Source organism: Bacillus sp. 220_BSPC (assembly GCF_001054655.1).
Classification (GTDB): Bacteria; Bacillota; Bacilli; order Bacillales; family DSM-1321; genus Peribacillus; species Peribacillus frigoritolerans.
Genome location: NZ_JVPL01000023.1, coordinates 1 through 13,608, shown reverse-complemented (window position 1 = coordinate 13,608; position 13,608 = coordinate 1). Strand labels below are relative to the sequence as shown.

The following is a 13,608-nucleotide window of genomic DNA, read 5'->3' as shown; positions in this document are numbered from 1 at the left end:
GTTTGTTGGGAATGATAATGCTATCCTGATAAGGAAAAGGGCATTTCTTTTTTCATTTGGATAGAGAAAAACCCCTTACATAACCTATTTTTGTTAATTTATCTTAAAGGAGATTGATCTATATGGTAGAAAAAACATTTACAGTAACTGCAGAAACAGGAATTCACGCTCGTCCGGCAACATTGCTTGTACAAGCTGCAGGAAAATTTGATTCAGAAATAAACCTTGCATATAAAGAGAAAAAAGTGAACCTTAAGTCCATTATGGGGGTAATGTCCCTAGGTATCGGCAAAGGGGCGGAAATTACGATTTCTGCTGAAGGAAGCGATGAAAACGATGCACTAAACACTCTTGCTGAAACGTTGAACAGAGAAGGATTAGCAGAATAATGTCCACTTTGATTAGTGGAATAGCAGCTTCAAACGGAATAGCCATCGCTAAAGCCTATCGACTGACTGAGCCAGATTTATCGATTGTAAAAAGAAGCATAGAAGATGTCGGGGCTGAAATATCCCGTTTTAAGGAAGCTATTCAAAAGTCAACAAATGAATTGGAAATAATCAGGGATAAAGCCGAAAAGGATCTAGGGGCCGATAAAGCCGCAATCTTTGACGCGCACCTGCTTGTTTTGGCTGATCCGGAACTTATCACTCCAATTCAGGATAAAATACAATCAGAAAACGTCAACGCAGAGTTTTCTTTAAATGAAACCGCAAGCATGTTCATTACGATGTTTGAACAAATGGATAATGAATACATGAAGGAACGAGCAGCGGATATCCGTGACGTCACGAAACGGGTGCTGTCACATCTTTTAGGTGTTCATATTCCTAATCCGAGCATGATTGCTGAAGAAGTGATCATCATTGCGGAGGATTTGACTCCATCCGATACAGCACAGTTGAATCCGGCATATGTTAAAGGATTTACGACCGATATCGGTGGACGTACATCCCATTCAGCCATAATGGCCCGTTCATTGGAAATTCCAGCAGTCGTTGGAGCGAAGTCAGTGACCTCTTCCATTGAAAATGGTGACTTGGTCATAATTGACGGGTTAAAGGGTGAAGTCCACATCAATCCCACTCCTGAACTCGTGAAACGCTACGAAGAGGAGCAGGAAGCCTATGCCAGGCAAAAAGCTGAGTGGGCGAAACTTGTTCATGAAAAAACCGTTACGAATGATGGCCATCATGTGGAATTGGCAGCCAATATTGGCACGCCGAAAGATCTGGAGGGCGTACATCAAAATGGCGGTGAAGGCATCGGGTTATATCGTACGGAATTTCTTTATATGGGCAGAAATGACTTTCCAAGTGAAGAAGAACAGTTCGAGGCATACAAAGCGGTGCTGGAAGGAATGTCAGGGAAGCCTGTAGTCGTCAGGACGCTTGATATAGGCGGAGACAAGGAGTTGCCTTATTTAGAGCTTCCTAAGGAAATGAACCCTTTCCTAGGCTACCGTGCGATTCGCCTTTGCTTAAATGAGCAGGAGATATTCCGGACCCAGCTCCGTGCCCTGCTTCGTGCAAGCATTTACGGGGACTTGAAGATCATGTTCCCGATGATTGCCACACTGGCTGAATTCCGCGAAGCTAAAGCAGTCTTGGCTGAAGTCAGGCAGGAATTGCTTGATAATGGTATTCAAGTTGCTGAAAAGATAGAAGTCGGAATCATGGTTGAAATCCCTTCAACTGCAGTGATGGCGGATATATTTGCTAAGGAAGTCGATTTCTTCAGCATAGGCACTAATGACTTGATTCAGTATACGATGGCCGCTGACCGAATGAATGAGAGAGTATCTTATTTATATCAACCATACAATCCAGCGATTTTACGCTTGGTTAAAATGGTCATAGATGCAGCTCATAAAGAAGGGAAATGGGCCGGAATGTGCGGGGAAATGGCTGGAGATGAAGTGGCCATCCCGATTTTAATCGGATTGGGCCTTGATGAATTCTCAATGAGTGCCACTTCGATTTTAAAAGCACGTTCTTTAATTAGCCAACTTTCGCTTGAAGAGATGAAAAAACTATCTCAGGAAGTTCTAGGGCTGGACACGAATGATAATGTGAAAGAAGCGGTTGTTAACGCTTTGAAGAAATAATTAAATCAGGAAAACAGCACCCCATCCATTAGAACCTTCGGATGGGGTGCTGTCCTGTAATTCTTGTTTAATTTAAAGAAAAAATGGTTTATTGCACCAAAATGGGGGTAAATAAAAAGCAAGCACAGTTGTTTAGCTCTTTTAGGGCAGCTGACATTCTCATTTCCCCCTTTGAAGCCGGTTGGTTATCCAACCGGCTATTTTTTTTTGCAAATAAAAAATCATAAGAATGATTATTCAGATTTTTCACTTTACGGTTATAACGATATAATGGAATTATATTTTTAAGAATATGGAGGTTAGATATGATATGGAATTACATTTGGAAAAGAAAAATGCCTTGATTTTAGCTTCAAGTCAAGGTTTGGGGAAGGCTATGGCAGCCGAATTGGTTAAAGAAGGAGCAAATGTCATGCTAGCCAGCCGTGATGGAGAAAAGCTAGCCGCCGTACAAAGGGAATTATCGCAGCTTGGGACGGGTAAAGTTTCTTATATGGTAACGGATATAACAAAAGCTGAAGATATTAAAAGCCTGGTTGCGCAAACCGCTGAAGAATTCGGCGGTATCGATATTCTTATTAATAATGCCGGAGGTCCTCCAGGAGGTTCCTTTTCAGATTTCAATGATGAAGAATGGCAACAATCTTTTGAACTTAATTTACTAAGCTTCATAAGGACGATCCGTGAGAGCTTGCCACATTTAAAAAAACAAGGCGGGAAAATCGTTAATATTGCTTCTTCATCCATTAAGGAACCGATTCCAGGACTGATATTATCGAATACATTCCGGACGGCAATCGTTGGTTTGTCGAAGACGTTGGCTTCAGAATTAGCACCAGACAGGATTTTGATCAATACAGTCGGTCCAGGAAGAATCGCAACGGATCGCGTTCAGCACCTTGATAAGATGAATGCAGAGAAACAAGGCGTCACTCCTGAGGAGATGACTGAACAATCCATTAACAAAATCCCTCTTGGGCGTTATGGGGAACCCGAGGAATTTGCAAAGTTCGTTACTTTCCTTGTTTCAGGTGCTAATACATATATAACGGGGCAGTCCTATTTAGTTGACGGAGGAATGATAAAGTCCATTTAAGTTTTTTTGAAACAAAATGATTGGGAGGAATCTGCATTGATGCAATCGAACAAAGTGATCGGCTTCATTGGTTTAGGAGTTATGGGAAAAAGCATGGCCGCACATCTGCTTAAGGCGGGGTATGGGGTATTTGTTTATACAAGGACGAAAGATAAGGCAAGTGAACTGCTCTCACAGGGAGCGAAGTGGGCAGATGCTCCAAAGGAAATTGCGCAAAATGCTAATGTGATCATTTCCATGGTGGGATACCCTAGTGATGTGGAAGAAATCTATCTTGGGGAAAATGGCCTTATCGAGAACGGGAAACAAGGAACTTATTTAATCGATATGACGACCTCGACTCCAACTTTGGCAGTGAAGATAGCAGAGGAAGCGAAGAAAAGGGGCATGGAATCATTGGATGCACCGGTTTCCGGTGGAGATATCGGTGCTCGTGATGCAAAGCTCACGATCATGGCCGGCGGGTCTAGTGAGGCATTTGAAGCGGTCCGGCCCATTTTTGATATCCTTGGCAGCAATGTTGTCCATCAAGGCCCGGCTGGCTCAGGACAGCATACGAAAATGTGCAATCAAATCGCCATTGCATCCAATATGATCGGAGTGACTGAAGCGATTTCCTATGCCAAAAAGGCGGGGTTGGATCCGGACCGGGTATTAAGAAGCATATCATCAGGGTCTGCCGGGAGCTGGTCATTGTCCAATCTCGTACCGCGGATGGTTGAAGGGGATTTTGAACCTGGTTTTTATATTAAGCATTTTATCAAGGATATGAAGATTGCACTTGATGAAGCGGAAAGAATGGGAATGGACGCTCCTGGATTAAGCCTGAGCAAATCCCTGTATGAGGGGCTGGCAGAAGCTGGCGAAGAAAATAGCGGTACGCAGGCATTATATAAACATTATAATTAAGTGCTAGCATTTCTTTATCATGAATAAGCTGATAGCGACAGCCTTTACAAAAAGGAGTGAAAGCTATGGGCGAATTCGATGATATCAATATGAAATTCCAGGAATTAGAAGATGGTCGATATATTGTAAGGATTGAAGGTTTTAAACGAGAAAAAACCATTCATCAAACAAAGCCCATTCGTTGGGATCTGAAATTAATGAATGAAAGTCCGCTAATCTTGCCGGTGAAATTCAGTCATATCGAAACGAATGCCGGTTTTCAGATACTGATGCGCGAATTGAAGAGCTTAGGCTTTTCAAAGCCGCGCTCCGCAAAGGAATTTGAAGAAGTGATGGCTGATTTACTTGGGTCCATCGTTGAAGTGAGCCTTACCACGACAAATAAGGAAGAAGGATATCGGGAAATTCGTTTTTTACGAAGATTGTATTAGTTGGCGGCAAGGTGAAAAAACTTAGGTAGCCTGACATCCTTGAACATTGGAAAGTGGCCTTCAATTGTCCATTCAATTGAAGGCCACTATTTTTTTGCGATTACTTTTTAGATAAAAAAGCTTCAATACGGTCCAAGGCCTTTTCCAGGGTCTCCATGGAATAGGCATAAGATATCCTGAAGTACCCTTCGCCAAGGGGAGAGAAGGCATCTCCAGGGACCACTGCCACTTTTTCCTGTTGAACAAGCTTGAGGCAAAAATCAAGGGAAGAGGCATAGCCTTCAGGCAGCTTTATAAAAAAGTAAAAGGCACCATTTGGTTTGACTATTTCCAGTTTCATCGCTTGTAAGCGGCTGTACACGTATTCCCGTCTCCGTGCATACTCAGTCTTCATGGGTATTGCATCATTTCTGCCTGCCGTCAATGCTGCCAAGGCAGCTCTCTGCGATATGGAGGCGGCACATGTCACATTGTATTGGTGAACCTTCAGGAGATGCTGAGAGATGGCTGCAGGCGCAAACAGAAGGCCGATCCTCCATCCGGTCATGGAATGGGATTTGGACAATCCGTTCAGGACGATGGTTTGTTCTTTTAAGAAAGTGGCAATCGAAACATGCTCCTGATCGAATACCAGCTCACTGTATATCTCATCAGCCAATATGAAGATGTCCTTGCCCCTGGCAAGTTCGGCAATGTCCAATAATTCTTCGGCAGTTAATGTAACCCCGGTCGGATTCGATGGATAGGGCAGAACGATGCACCGAGTGTGTTCAGTTATGTACTTTTCAAGTATATCTGCCGTCAAACGGAATCCATTTTTTGTTGTATCGGCATAAACAGGTGTTGCGCCGCACATCTTAATGATGGGTTCGTATCCCGGATATACCGGACCTGGTAATATTACTTCGTTCCCTGGGATGAGGATCGTCCGAAATGTAATGTCTATGCCTTCGCTGGCACCAGAGGTCACGATCACTTCAGTCGCCGGATCATAGTTAAGCTTGTATTTATCTTTTACATAATTTGAAGCGGCTTCCCTTAATTCCATATAGCCCGCATTGTGAGTATAAACGGTATAGTCATTATCGATGGCTTGTTTTGCCGCTTCTTTAATATGCATCGGAGTTGGAAAATCAGGCTGCCCTATCGTTAAGGAAATGGTGCCTTCGATATCAGCGACCATATTGTAGAATTTACGGATTCCTGAAATTTGAACGTCTTTTACTAGAGGGTTTATTAAATGTTCCATCTATGAATATCCTCCCTTTTCTAACTACATGAATGATGTCCTGTTTGACTCATTCATTCTATTTTATCATTTAGTTTGGAGGGGGAGAAAACTTTTTGTGATTAATGAATTAAAGGTATAATGTATGATAAGAAAATTTTGAGGGTTGATACATATGATAAGGACTTGCGCAATTACTTCAAATCATGAAGTCAGTTTTGGTTTACCGCTAACGGAAATGGATAATCCGGAAATCGAGTGGTACTGGGTGGATTTTTCCAATCCCACAAACAAGGAAATCGAACTTTTAACCAATCATTTTCACTTTCATCCGCTGGCAATTGAAGATTGCCTGGATGATTTTAATCAACGTCCCAAAATGGATTTTTATGAAGGCTACCAATTTCTTGTGATTCATGCTTTAAGGGAGAAGGTATTTAAAGCAGTGGAATTGGATATGTTTGTTGGTGAAAAATGGATAGTCAGTTTTCATAAGGAAGATTTACTTGAACTGGAAAAGGTATGGGAAGAAATTGCCGGTAATAAAATGTTAAAGCAAAGTCCATTTTTCTTATTGCATAGGATAATTGACAGGATCGTCGATGAATTCTTCCCGCCTGTTTATAAAATTGAAAGCGAATTGGGCAGCATAGAGGAAAATACTGAAAATGACGCGATTAACGAATTGATGGATCAGCTTTTCGATTTACGTACAGATATGTCCAGGCTCCGTCGGACCATATTGCCGATGCGTGATTTATTGTACAGAATGATTTCATCGGAGCGTCTGAATTACTTGAAAGATCAGCATCTTTATTTTAATGATGTGTACGATCATCTTCTTAAATTGACTGAAATGCTTGAATCGTATCGAGATTTTTCGTCCGATATCCGTGATAGCTATTTATCTGTGAACTCTAATAATATGAATTCAACGATGATGACATTGACTGTCATCACTACCATTTTCATGCCGCTGACCTTCATAGTGGGCGTATATGGGATGAATTTTGAATATATGCCGGAATTAAATTGGCATTATGGCTATTTCCTCATTCTTGGAACGATGGGCGGTATCGCCTTGATGATGTTTTTATTCTTTGTAAAAAAAGGTTGGCTCAATCCTAAGAAAAGGTCGCGAAAGAGATAAGACTCAGTTGAGAAATTGGTGAGTATTCAGTATTTTGTTTGCGCGGCAGAGGTTTATATCGAAGGGATAGGCATACGAACGGCGGAATGACAGTGGTGAAAAATGAGCTTGGAATAAGGGGGACTCAGATGGGTCCCTTTTTTGTTTGGGCTTTAATGAATGATCACTTCTGGATTTTTTTATCCATGCTCTAAACAAAAGAAATATTTAACCGAATTATTAGGTATGAGTTCATTGATGAAACCATGATATTTTTCCTGGCGGTTTAATGATTTATGGAATTTTGAAATGAAAAGGCAGAAGGGCGAGATGAAACAATGGAAGCAAATAAAGGAATATTACTGGAAAGTGGAACGAATGAGCTTGAGATAGTGGAATTCGGTCTCGGAAAGAATAAATTCGGCATTAACGTAATTAAGGTGAAGGAAATCATCAATCCTGTCCCCATCACGCTTGTCCCTCATTCCCATCCAAATGTGGAGGGAATCATCGAGCTTCGCGGAGAAGTACTGCCAGTTGTGAATGTCGCGGATGCTTTAGGGTTTCCGCCATCTGAAACTCCTGAGCAGGATAAATTCATAGTGGCTGAATTCAATCAGCAAAAAGTGGTTTTCCATGTCCATACCGTAACACAGATCCACCGTATTTCCTGGTCCCAAATCGAAAAGCCTTCGGATATGTATCAGGGCCTTGAAAGTCAGATTATCGGAGTAATAAAATTAAATAGTGAAATGTTACTGTTACTCGACTTTGAAAAAATAGTGGTCGAAATCAATCCAGAATCAGGAATAAACATCCAACAGGTAAAAAAGCTTGGTATCCGTCAAAATTCTGACAAGAGAATCCTGATTGCTGAAGATTCACCATTACTGAGAAAGCTGCTGTTCGATACATTGTCAGAAGCAGGATTCAAGTACTTGGAGTTTTATGAGAATGGACTTGATGCATTTAATTATCTTGAGAATTTGATTGAATCAGGAAAAGTGGTTGAAGATGAAGTGCAACTGGTGATTACCGATATTGAGATGCCTCAGATGGATGGACATCATTTGACTAGAAGAATAAAGGAAAACGGGGAACTCGCTGGGCTGCCGGTGATTATTTTCTCTTCATTGATTACTGACAGCCTGCGTCATAAAGGTCAGGTCGTAGGGGCTGACGCGCAAATCAGCAAGCCTGAAATTGCAGAGCTTATAAAGTTGATAGACAGATTGGTATTATGAATGTGAAAACGGGCCGATGAGGCGTTACCTCACGGCCCGTTTGGTTTATCAATGATCAATACTTGGAACCTTTTCCTAAAAAGGTAGATGGGAATGGATTGTTAAAAGGTTGCTTGACCGCCCTGCGCCCGTGAGCCCTTTTCTCGGTATTGGTTGTGTTCGGTTGTTTTTCACCTGCTTGTCCAACGTAAGATTGCAGGATCTGTTTGGCCTTGGATAATGACAACGCGGCTTTAGGGTTCCGTATGGAGGCTGCCCGGCTGCCGAGGTGGGGTAGTTTTTTCAAATCTTCCTTAGTGGGAGGTAAATGAAAAACATATGATCCGCATTCGACAATGACGTCGGATTGCTGTGCTGCAAAGCGAGGGTTATCAGAGAAATGAAGTCCAATCTTCTTCGCTTTTCCTTCTTGCATAAGCTTGCTTAATGCGAGCCGTTTTAAATTATATAAATTCTTTGGCTCCAATGCAGTCTTTGCATGTTTATTGACAATAAACACGGCTTGGGCAAGGGAGTTTATCGAAAACTCATCCCTTTCAGAATGTCCTTTCGTTTGGTTCATTAGTGGAAACTCCTTTTCTTAATAAGGTTAGAAGGACGTTACATACAGACTTCCTTCAGGAAAAAACTGTTTTATATATTGGTTGAAATAGAGACGGGTGTGCAACCAGGCAGAAAATAGTGAAAAAATTAAGCATGTACACCTCTCGGGTATGACCATCATTTCCCAACACTTTACCATCTATTCATTTTCATATTATACCACTTCAAAATATATAGGGAAGTAAAATTCAATCGGACTCCTTTTGGTCCAAGAAAAAGAAGGCGTTTATGTCGCCTTCTGTCCAACTCTTATTGAGTGTAGATATTGATATTTTCAGATACCCCAGCCTGGGCGCCGAATTGTTGTTGCTGGTAACCCTGAAAGCCTTGATAGGGAGGGTACGCTGGATAAGCAGGGTAAGGAGGGTAGGCGGGCGGGTATGGAGGAGGATATGGAGGATAGACAGGTGGACGGTTATTGAATAGCAACGGTCCAATTGCCAATCCTGCAACAAAAGCTACAGGAGCCAATAGAGGAAAGAAAGGAAAGAAGCGCTCGTCATTCCAATATTCAGGTCCATATTCATTCCCATATGCATTTCTGTAATCGTTCGGCAGCATTATGGTCTGTGGATAGTGATAGTAAGGTAAATACTGTGTTTGCATAATTAGCCTCCTTTTCTCAAATTCTTTACATAGTATGGATTTTTTTAAGAAAAGAGCCTGTTTCATCTTAATCTGTTATAATGAATCTACTTATGATAAAAATTTGGGGTGACCTTGATGGATCGGTTTAAAAGCATTTTTGCAGTCGGTTTTGGAGGAGCGGCTGGAGCGATATTGCGTTATTGCGTAATCTTGACTGCCGGCCATTCCTTCTTCCCGCTTGGAACCCTCTTAATAAATATAGTAGGCAGCTTTTTACTTGGAATGATAAATGGGTATTTCGCCTCGAAAAAGAAATCATTTGTTTTTTTGGCGCTGGGCAGCGGGTTTTGCGGCGGTTTTACCACGATGTCCACATTTTCTCAGGAAGTGGTGAATCTCCTGCAAACTTCTCTGCCATTGGCGGGAATGTATCTTGGGGCCACGCTTTTATTTGGTTTGGCCGCTGGTTTCCTTGGACTGGGCCTGTTTAAAAAACGGAGAGGTGAGACTCTTTGATTGAGGTTCTTTCAGTTTTTATAGGAGGCTTTTTTGGGGCGGCCTCTAGATATGTCTTGCAGATTATTTTTAATAGGCTATTGCCAGCCGTCTCGATACCCGTTAGCATTTTACTGATTAATCTTATAGGATCCTTTGGGCTGGGAATGGTGTTGCCACAGAAAGAAAGCTGGGCTTTATCTTTGCAGGTTTTTCTGACGATAGGTTTCCTGGGCGCTTTTACGACCTTTTCAACATTCAGTATGGAAACCCTTGAACTTATTAGAAAACACCGTTATATAGATTGCCTTATCTATATAACGGTGTCTGTTTTAGGTTGTATCGGCACTTTCCTATGTGGCTATTTAATTATGGTATGACCTTTATGGCAATTACCACGGGTACTGGTAAAAAAAACCTGGTTTTCTCAGATATACATCTAATGCTATAATTCATAAGAGTCGATTACAAATGATTCATGGCAACAAGTTGTTTTATCCGCACAGGTTTTGTTAATAAGTCTGGCTGTTTTCCCCTGTGTTCTTTTTCTATCATTTTTCGGCTTGGAATTCGTAAACAGTTAACTCCGGACGTGAAAGAAAACGATAGGGGAGACGGGTAGTGCCAAGGCCTCTATTAACATGTAAGGTTAATGAATCGATTTCATACGTGCCTTCCCGGTACTTTTCAGCGTATGGGGGAGTTACTAGGGCACCGGCGAAGGGAATTTGCACTTGACCTCCATGACTGTGACCGCTTATTTGATACTGGATGTCGTAAGTCCTTGATATGTCGGCAAGGTCAGGGGCATGTGAAAGCATGATGGTGAACACTTCTTTCGGGATGCCTAAAAGGGCTTTTTCAAAATCCGGCTTTCCTAGCATGGCATCATCAACACCGGCAATGATTATTTCTTCAGCCGATAATAAGGTTATCTTAGCTGAGGTATTTTGCAACATGGTAAAATGGGATTTTTCCATGATATCGCTGTAAATTTCTGAGCCATATCCCCCATGATCATGGTTACCATAGATGCTGAATTTTCCAAGCGGCGCTTTGAGCTGATTCAAAACGAGAGGGATTTTCTGGTGAGCCTTGTATTTATTAGGCTGGTCCATTAAATCACCAGTAAATAAAATAACATCAGGGTCCAGTTCGTTTATCTTATTGACAATTGCTTGTAAATCTTTAAGCTGAAATTGGAAGCCTAAATGCGTATCGCTGAATTGGACCATTTTCATGCCATGAAAACCTTTTGGGATAAGCGGATGGCTGATGATTTTATGCTTGGTTTCCAGCCATTTCGGCTCCAAATTATGGGCATAATAGTTTCCGCCAATACCTAAACCGGTTAAGGTAGCCAAAGTACCAAGACTTTTCTTTAAGAATGTTCTTCTGGAAATGGGTTTATTCAAATTAATCAACCTATCTAATATAAAAATGTTACTTCCTCATACTAACAAACAATATACATAAATTGAAGAAAATATCTTCTATAAGCCTATGAAAAACATGTAAACTGGGGTTTGATGAAACCGTATCCGGTTTGAAATTGAACATCTATACGGAGGTAACATGATGACCGAACCAATGTTTATTACACTGATTATACTTCTATGCGCGATTGCGCTTTTTATACAAGGAAAATTTCGAGCAGATTTAATTGCACTTAGTGCACTATCCATTCTGGGGTTACTGGGGATTCTTACATTGGATGAACTAGTGGCCGGTTTTGCGAATCAAGTGGTCATCATGCTGGCTGGGCTATTTATAGTCGGTGCCGGCCTGTTAAATACAGGAATCGTGGAAAAGGCAGGAAATAAGTTGTTGGGTTTATGTGGGGGCAGTGAATGGAAATCGCTGCTTATCGTCATGCTGACAGCAGGAATATTAAGTGCTTTTTTAAGCGGAACTGGAATTGTTTCCATACTGCTACCGCTCGTCATGAGCATGGCCTTACAACAAAAAACAAGTCCGACAAGGTATTTATTACCCCTTGCCTATGCAAGCAGTATTGGAGGGCTATTAACACTTACAGGTACTCCCTCCAATATGATCGTCGCTGATGTATTACGGCAAAATGGAATAGGGAATTTATCATTTTTTGATTTTACACCTGTGGGCTTAGTCGCCTTTGCAGCAGGGTTATTCTTCATGTTGACACTCGGACGCCTGTTGCTTCCCGAGAAGACCATTGCCGCGAACAATAGTGTAAAGGGACTGTCGGCAGGGGAGCTTGCCGGCATGTACAAAGTATATGACCGATTGCATTATCTGCATATACCCGCTACTTCCGATATTGTTGGGGAAAGGCTGTCGGACCTCCAGCTTCCTATTCAGTATGAATTGACTTTAATTGAAATCCAGCGGAAGCCAAAGGATAAGCAATTGCCGCTGTTGCAAAGGCAGCAGACGATTTCAGCCAGGGCGGATGAGGTTCTTCACCCTGAAGATATCATTTTGGTGTTTGGAGAAGAAGAAGCAGTTGAGAGATTGGCACTTAACTATGAACTGGAATTTAAACATTTCAATACCGAACAAATAAAGAAACATTTTCTTAGCAGTAGATTTGGATTGACGGAAATATTGATCGTCCCGAACTCGGATTATGAAAATCAAACTTTGATTGATGTCCATTTTCGTGAGAAATACCAATGTAATGTACTGGCAATCAATCGGAATGGCGAATATATTCAAGCGGATGTCGGAACGGAACGCCTGAAACCGGGGGATGCAATCCTGATACATGGAGAATGGGAGAACATTGAAAGGATTTCCTCGGATTTGCAGGATGTCATCGTTATTGGGAGTACATCGGAAGATGGCTCTCCGGTGCATTCCAAGGGCAAAGCTTGGATTTCCTTGGGAATCACTGCTTTGATGGTCATTCTTTTATCGATGGAGTCCGTCCCTGCTGTACTGTCGGTATTGACGGCCGCATTGTTGATGGTGGTTACTGGCTGTGTCCGTTCGATGGAGGATGCTTACCAAAAGATTAACTGGGAACCTGTGCTATTGATAGCCGCCATGTTCGGAATAACGGCTGCATTGGATAATACGGGTGGAGTGAGAATGATAAGTGATTGGCTGGCCGTTTTATTCAGTAATATCGGAGCACACGGCATTTTAGCGGTCTTTTACCTCCTGACACTAATCCTGAGCCAATTCATCCCGTATGGAGCCGCGACGGTTATCATGACGCCCATCGCCCTGACATCTGCGGTTAATCAAGGAATCGATCCACTTCCTGTGTTTCTATGCCTTGCCGTTGCTGGCAGTTTGGCGTTATCCACTCCAAGGGTTGCCACTACCAACGCGCTTGTCATGACGGCAGGTGATTACAAGCATAAAGATTTTATCATGATCGGGATATCCATACAGATCTTCATTGGCGTTATCATGGTGATCACGATACCATGGTTTTTCCCTTTCTGATCAGACCGAAGGCATTGTTCCATATATGGACAATGCCTTCGGTTTCTTTGAATTAATCGCAGGGAAAGTAAGCATCGCAGCAATCGACAATTTTTTAAGTCCCCTTAAAGTATTCAATGCATACCATGCTTTTCTTTTGCATCTGCGGATACAAGCTCAATCGTTTCTTTACGTTAGCATATATAGGTTTTTTATCTTGATGATGACACAGATATGCATCCTAATCACATCAAGTTTTATTAATTCTATTTAAAACCATGAAGACTTTAGGCAAAGGGTTCTATCTAAAAGTTAAACAAAGTTGATTGGAACGGAAGGTACGAGACTCCTGCGGGAAAAGCGA

14 protein-coding genes and 1 pseudogene are annotated in these 13,608 nt (G+C 41.9%); 10 read left to right on the top strand and 5 right to left on the bottom strand.

Annotated elements, in window-relative coordinates:
- The first annotated feature begins 122 nt into the window (after positions 1-122).
- From ADA55_RS01620 to ADA55_RS01600, 5 genes are all read left to right on the top strand, one after another.
- On the top strand, positions 123-389 hold the full coding sequence (locus tag ADA55_RS01620) for a phosphocarrier protein HPr (RefSeq protein WP_034314127.1): 267 nt from the start codon (positions 123-125) through the stop codon (positions 387-389).
- On the top strand, positions 389-2,107 hold the full coding sequence (gene ptsP, locus ADA55_RS01615) for a phosphoenolpyruvate--protein phosphotransferase (protein WP_048678209.1): 1,719 nt from the start codon (positions 389-391) through the stop codon (positions 2,105-2,107). Before ADA55_RS01620 ends, ptsP begins: the two co-directional genes overlap by 1 nt.
- A 310-nt stretch (positions 2,108-2,417) precedes the next feature.
- Positions 2,418-3,203 (top strand): SDR family oxidoreductase, encoded by a 786-nt coding sequence (locus tag ADA55_RS01610; RefSeq protein ID WP_048678207.1) that lies wholly within the window; start codon positions 2,418-2,420, stop codon positions 3,201-3,203.
- A gap of 6 nt (positions 3,204-3,209) precedes the next feature.
- Positions 3,210-4,112 (top strand): NAD(P)-dependent oxidoreductase, encoded by a 903-nt coding sequence (locus ADA55_RS01605; RefSeq protein ID WP_226990375.1) that lies wholly within the window; start codon positions 3,210-3,212, stop codon positions 4,110-4,112.
- 65 nt (positions 4,113-4,177) lie between these two features.
- Entirely contained in the window at positions 4,178-4,543 is a 366-nt protein-coding gene (locus ADA55_RS01600; protein ID WP_034314117.1) for a hypothetical protein, read from the top strand.
- A 100-nt stretch (positions 4,544-4,643) separates the two neighbouring features.
- On the opposite strand, the gene ADA55_RS01595 is transcribed toward ADA55_RS01600, so the two are convergent.
- Positions 4,644-5,792, bottom strand: a complete 1,149-nt coding sequence (locus ADA55_RS01595) for an aminotransferase A (RefSeq protein WP_048678205.1) — start codon at positions 5,790-5,792, stop codon at positions 4,644-4,646.
- Positions 5,793-5,946: 154 nt separating this feature from the next.
- Here ADA55_RS01595 and corA point away from each other — a divergent pair, with 154 nt between their 5' ends.
- Both corA and ADA55_RS01585 read left to right on the top strand, forming a co-directional pair.
- A complete protein-coding gene (gene corA / locus ADA55_RS01590; protein WP_048678204.1) occupies positions 5,947-6,921 on the top strand; it encodes a magnesium/cobalt transporter CorA in 975 nt (324 codons plus the stop codon).
- Between the two features lie 317 nt (positions 6,922-7,238).
- A complete protein-coding gene (locus ADA55_RS01585) occupies positions 7,239-8,144 on the top strand; it encodes a chemotaxis protein (protein ID WP_048678203.1) in 906 nt (301 codons plus the stop codon).
- A gap of 55 nt (positions 8,145-8,199) precedes the next feature.
- On the opposite strand, the gene ADA55_RS01580 is transcribed toward ADA55_RS01585, so the two are convergent.
- Both ADA55_RS01580 and ADA55_RS29945 read right to left on the bottom strand, forming a co-directional pair.
- The gene (locus ADA55_RS01580; RefSeq protein WP_048678200.1) at positions 8,200-8,706 is read right to left on the bottom strand and encodes a YkyB family protein; all 507 of its coding nucleotides are present in this window, start codon (positions 8,704-8,706) and stop codon (positions 8,200-8,202) included.
- Between the two features lie 290 nt (positions 8,707-8,996).
- Entirely contained in the window at positions 8,997-9,308 is a 312-nt protein-coding gene (locus ADA55_RS29945) for a hypothetical protein (RefSeq protein ID WP_375792910.1), read from the bottom strand.
- 162 nt (positions 9,309-9,470) lie between these two features.
- Here ADA55_RS29945 and ADA55_RS01570 point away from each other — a divergent pair, with 162 nt between their 5' ends.
- Together ADA55_RS01570 and crcB are read left to right on the top strand one after the other, a co-directional pair.
- The gene (locus ADA55_RS01570) at positions 9,471-9,851 is read left to right on the top strand and encodes a fluoride efflux transporter FluC (RefSeq protein ID WP_048678198.1); all 381 of its coding nucleotides are present in this window, start codon (positions 9,471-9,473) and stop codon (positions 9,849-9,851) included.
- Positions 9,848-10,210 carry a fluoride efflux transporter CrcB gene (gene crcB / locus ADA55_RS01565; RefSeq protein ID WP_048678196.1) on the top strand — a complete coding sequence of 121 codons (363 nt, stop codon included), beginning with the start codon at positions 9,848-9,850 and terminating at the stop codon, positions 10,208-10,210. Before ADA55_RS01570 ends, crcB begins: the two co-directional genes overlap by 4 nt.
- Positions 10,211-10,381: 171 nt before the next feature.
- Here crcB and ADA55_RS01560 read toward each other — a convergent pair whose 3' ends face one another.
- Positions 10,382-11,245, bottom strand: a complete 864-nt coding sequence (locus tag ADA55_RS01560; protein ID WP_048678194.1) for a metallophosphoesterase — start codon at positions 11,243-11,245, stop codon at positions 10,382-10,384.
- 163 nt (positions 11,246-11,408) lie between these two features.
- Here ADA55_RS01560 and ADA55_RS01555 point away from each other — a divergent pair, with 163 nt between their 5' ends.
- Positions 11,409-13,265 (top strand): SLC13 family permease, encoded by a 1,857-nt coding sequence (locus ADA55_RS01555; protein WP_065421092.1) that lies wholly within the window; start codon positions 11,409-11,411, stop codon positions 13,263-13,265.
- Here the strand turns inward: ADA55_RS01555 and ADA55_RS29060 are convergent.
- Positions 13,266-13,479: pseudogene (locus tag ADA55_RS29060) on the bottom strand (transposase); the annotation flags it as partial. It lies immediately after the preceding gene.
- Positions 13,480-13,608 lie beyond the last annotated feature (129 nt).

Bases quoted from the DNA above. Each gene is read 5' to 3' on its own strand.
- ADA55_RS01555 (WP_065421092.1), top strand. From the start codon at position 11,409: ATGACCGAACCAATGTTTATTACACTGATTATACTTCTATGCGCGATT.
- ADA55_RS01610 (WP_048678207.1), top strand. From the start codon at position 2,418: ATGGAATTACATTTGGAAAAGAAAAATGCCTTGATTTTAGCTTCAAGT.
- ADA55_RS01600 (WP_034314117.1), top strand. From the start codon at position 4,178: ATGGGCGAATTCGATGATATCAATATGAAATTCCAGGAATTAGAAGAT.
- ADA55_RS29945 (WP_375792910.1), bottom strand. From the start codon at position 9,308: ATGCTGCCGAACGATTACAGAAATGCATATGGGAATGAATATGGACCT.
- ADA55_RS01585 (WP_048678203.1), top strand. From the start codon at position 7,239: ATGGAAGCAAATAAAGGAATATTACTGGAAAGTGGAACGAATGAGCTT.
- corA (WP_048678204.1), top strand. From the start codon at position 5,947: ATGATAAGGACTTGCGCAATTACTTCAAATCATGAAGTCAGTTTTGGT.
- ADA55_RS01620 (WP_034314127.1), top strand. From the start codon at position 123: ATGGTAGAAAAAACATTTACAGTAACTGCAGAAACAGGAATTCACGCT.
- ptsP (WP_048678209.1), top strand. From the start codon at position 389: ATGTCCACTTTGATTAGTGGAATAGCAGCTTCAAACGGAATAGCCATC.
- ADA55_RS01595 (WP_048678205.1), bottom strand. From the start codon at position 5,792: ATGGAACATTTAATAAACCCTCTAGTAAAAGACGTTCAAATTTCAGGA.
- ADA55_RS01580 (WP_048678200.1), bottom strand. From the start codon at position 8,706: ATGAACCAAACGAAAGGACATTCTGAAAGGGATGAGTTTTCGATAAAC.
- ADA55_RS01570 (WP_048678198.1), top strand. From the start codon at position 9,471: ATGGATCGGTTTAAAAGCATTTTTGCAGTCGGTTTTGGAGGAGCGGCT.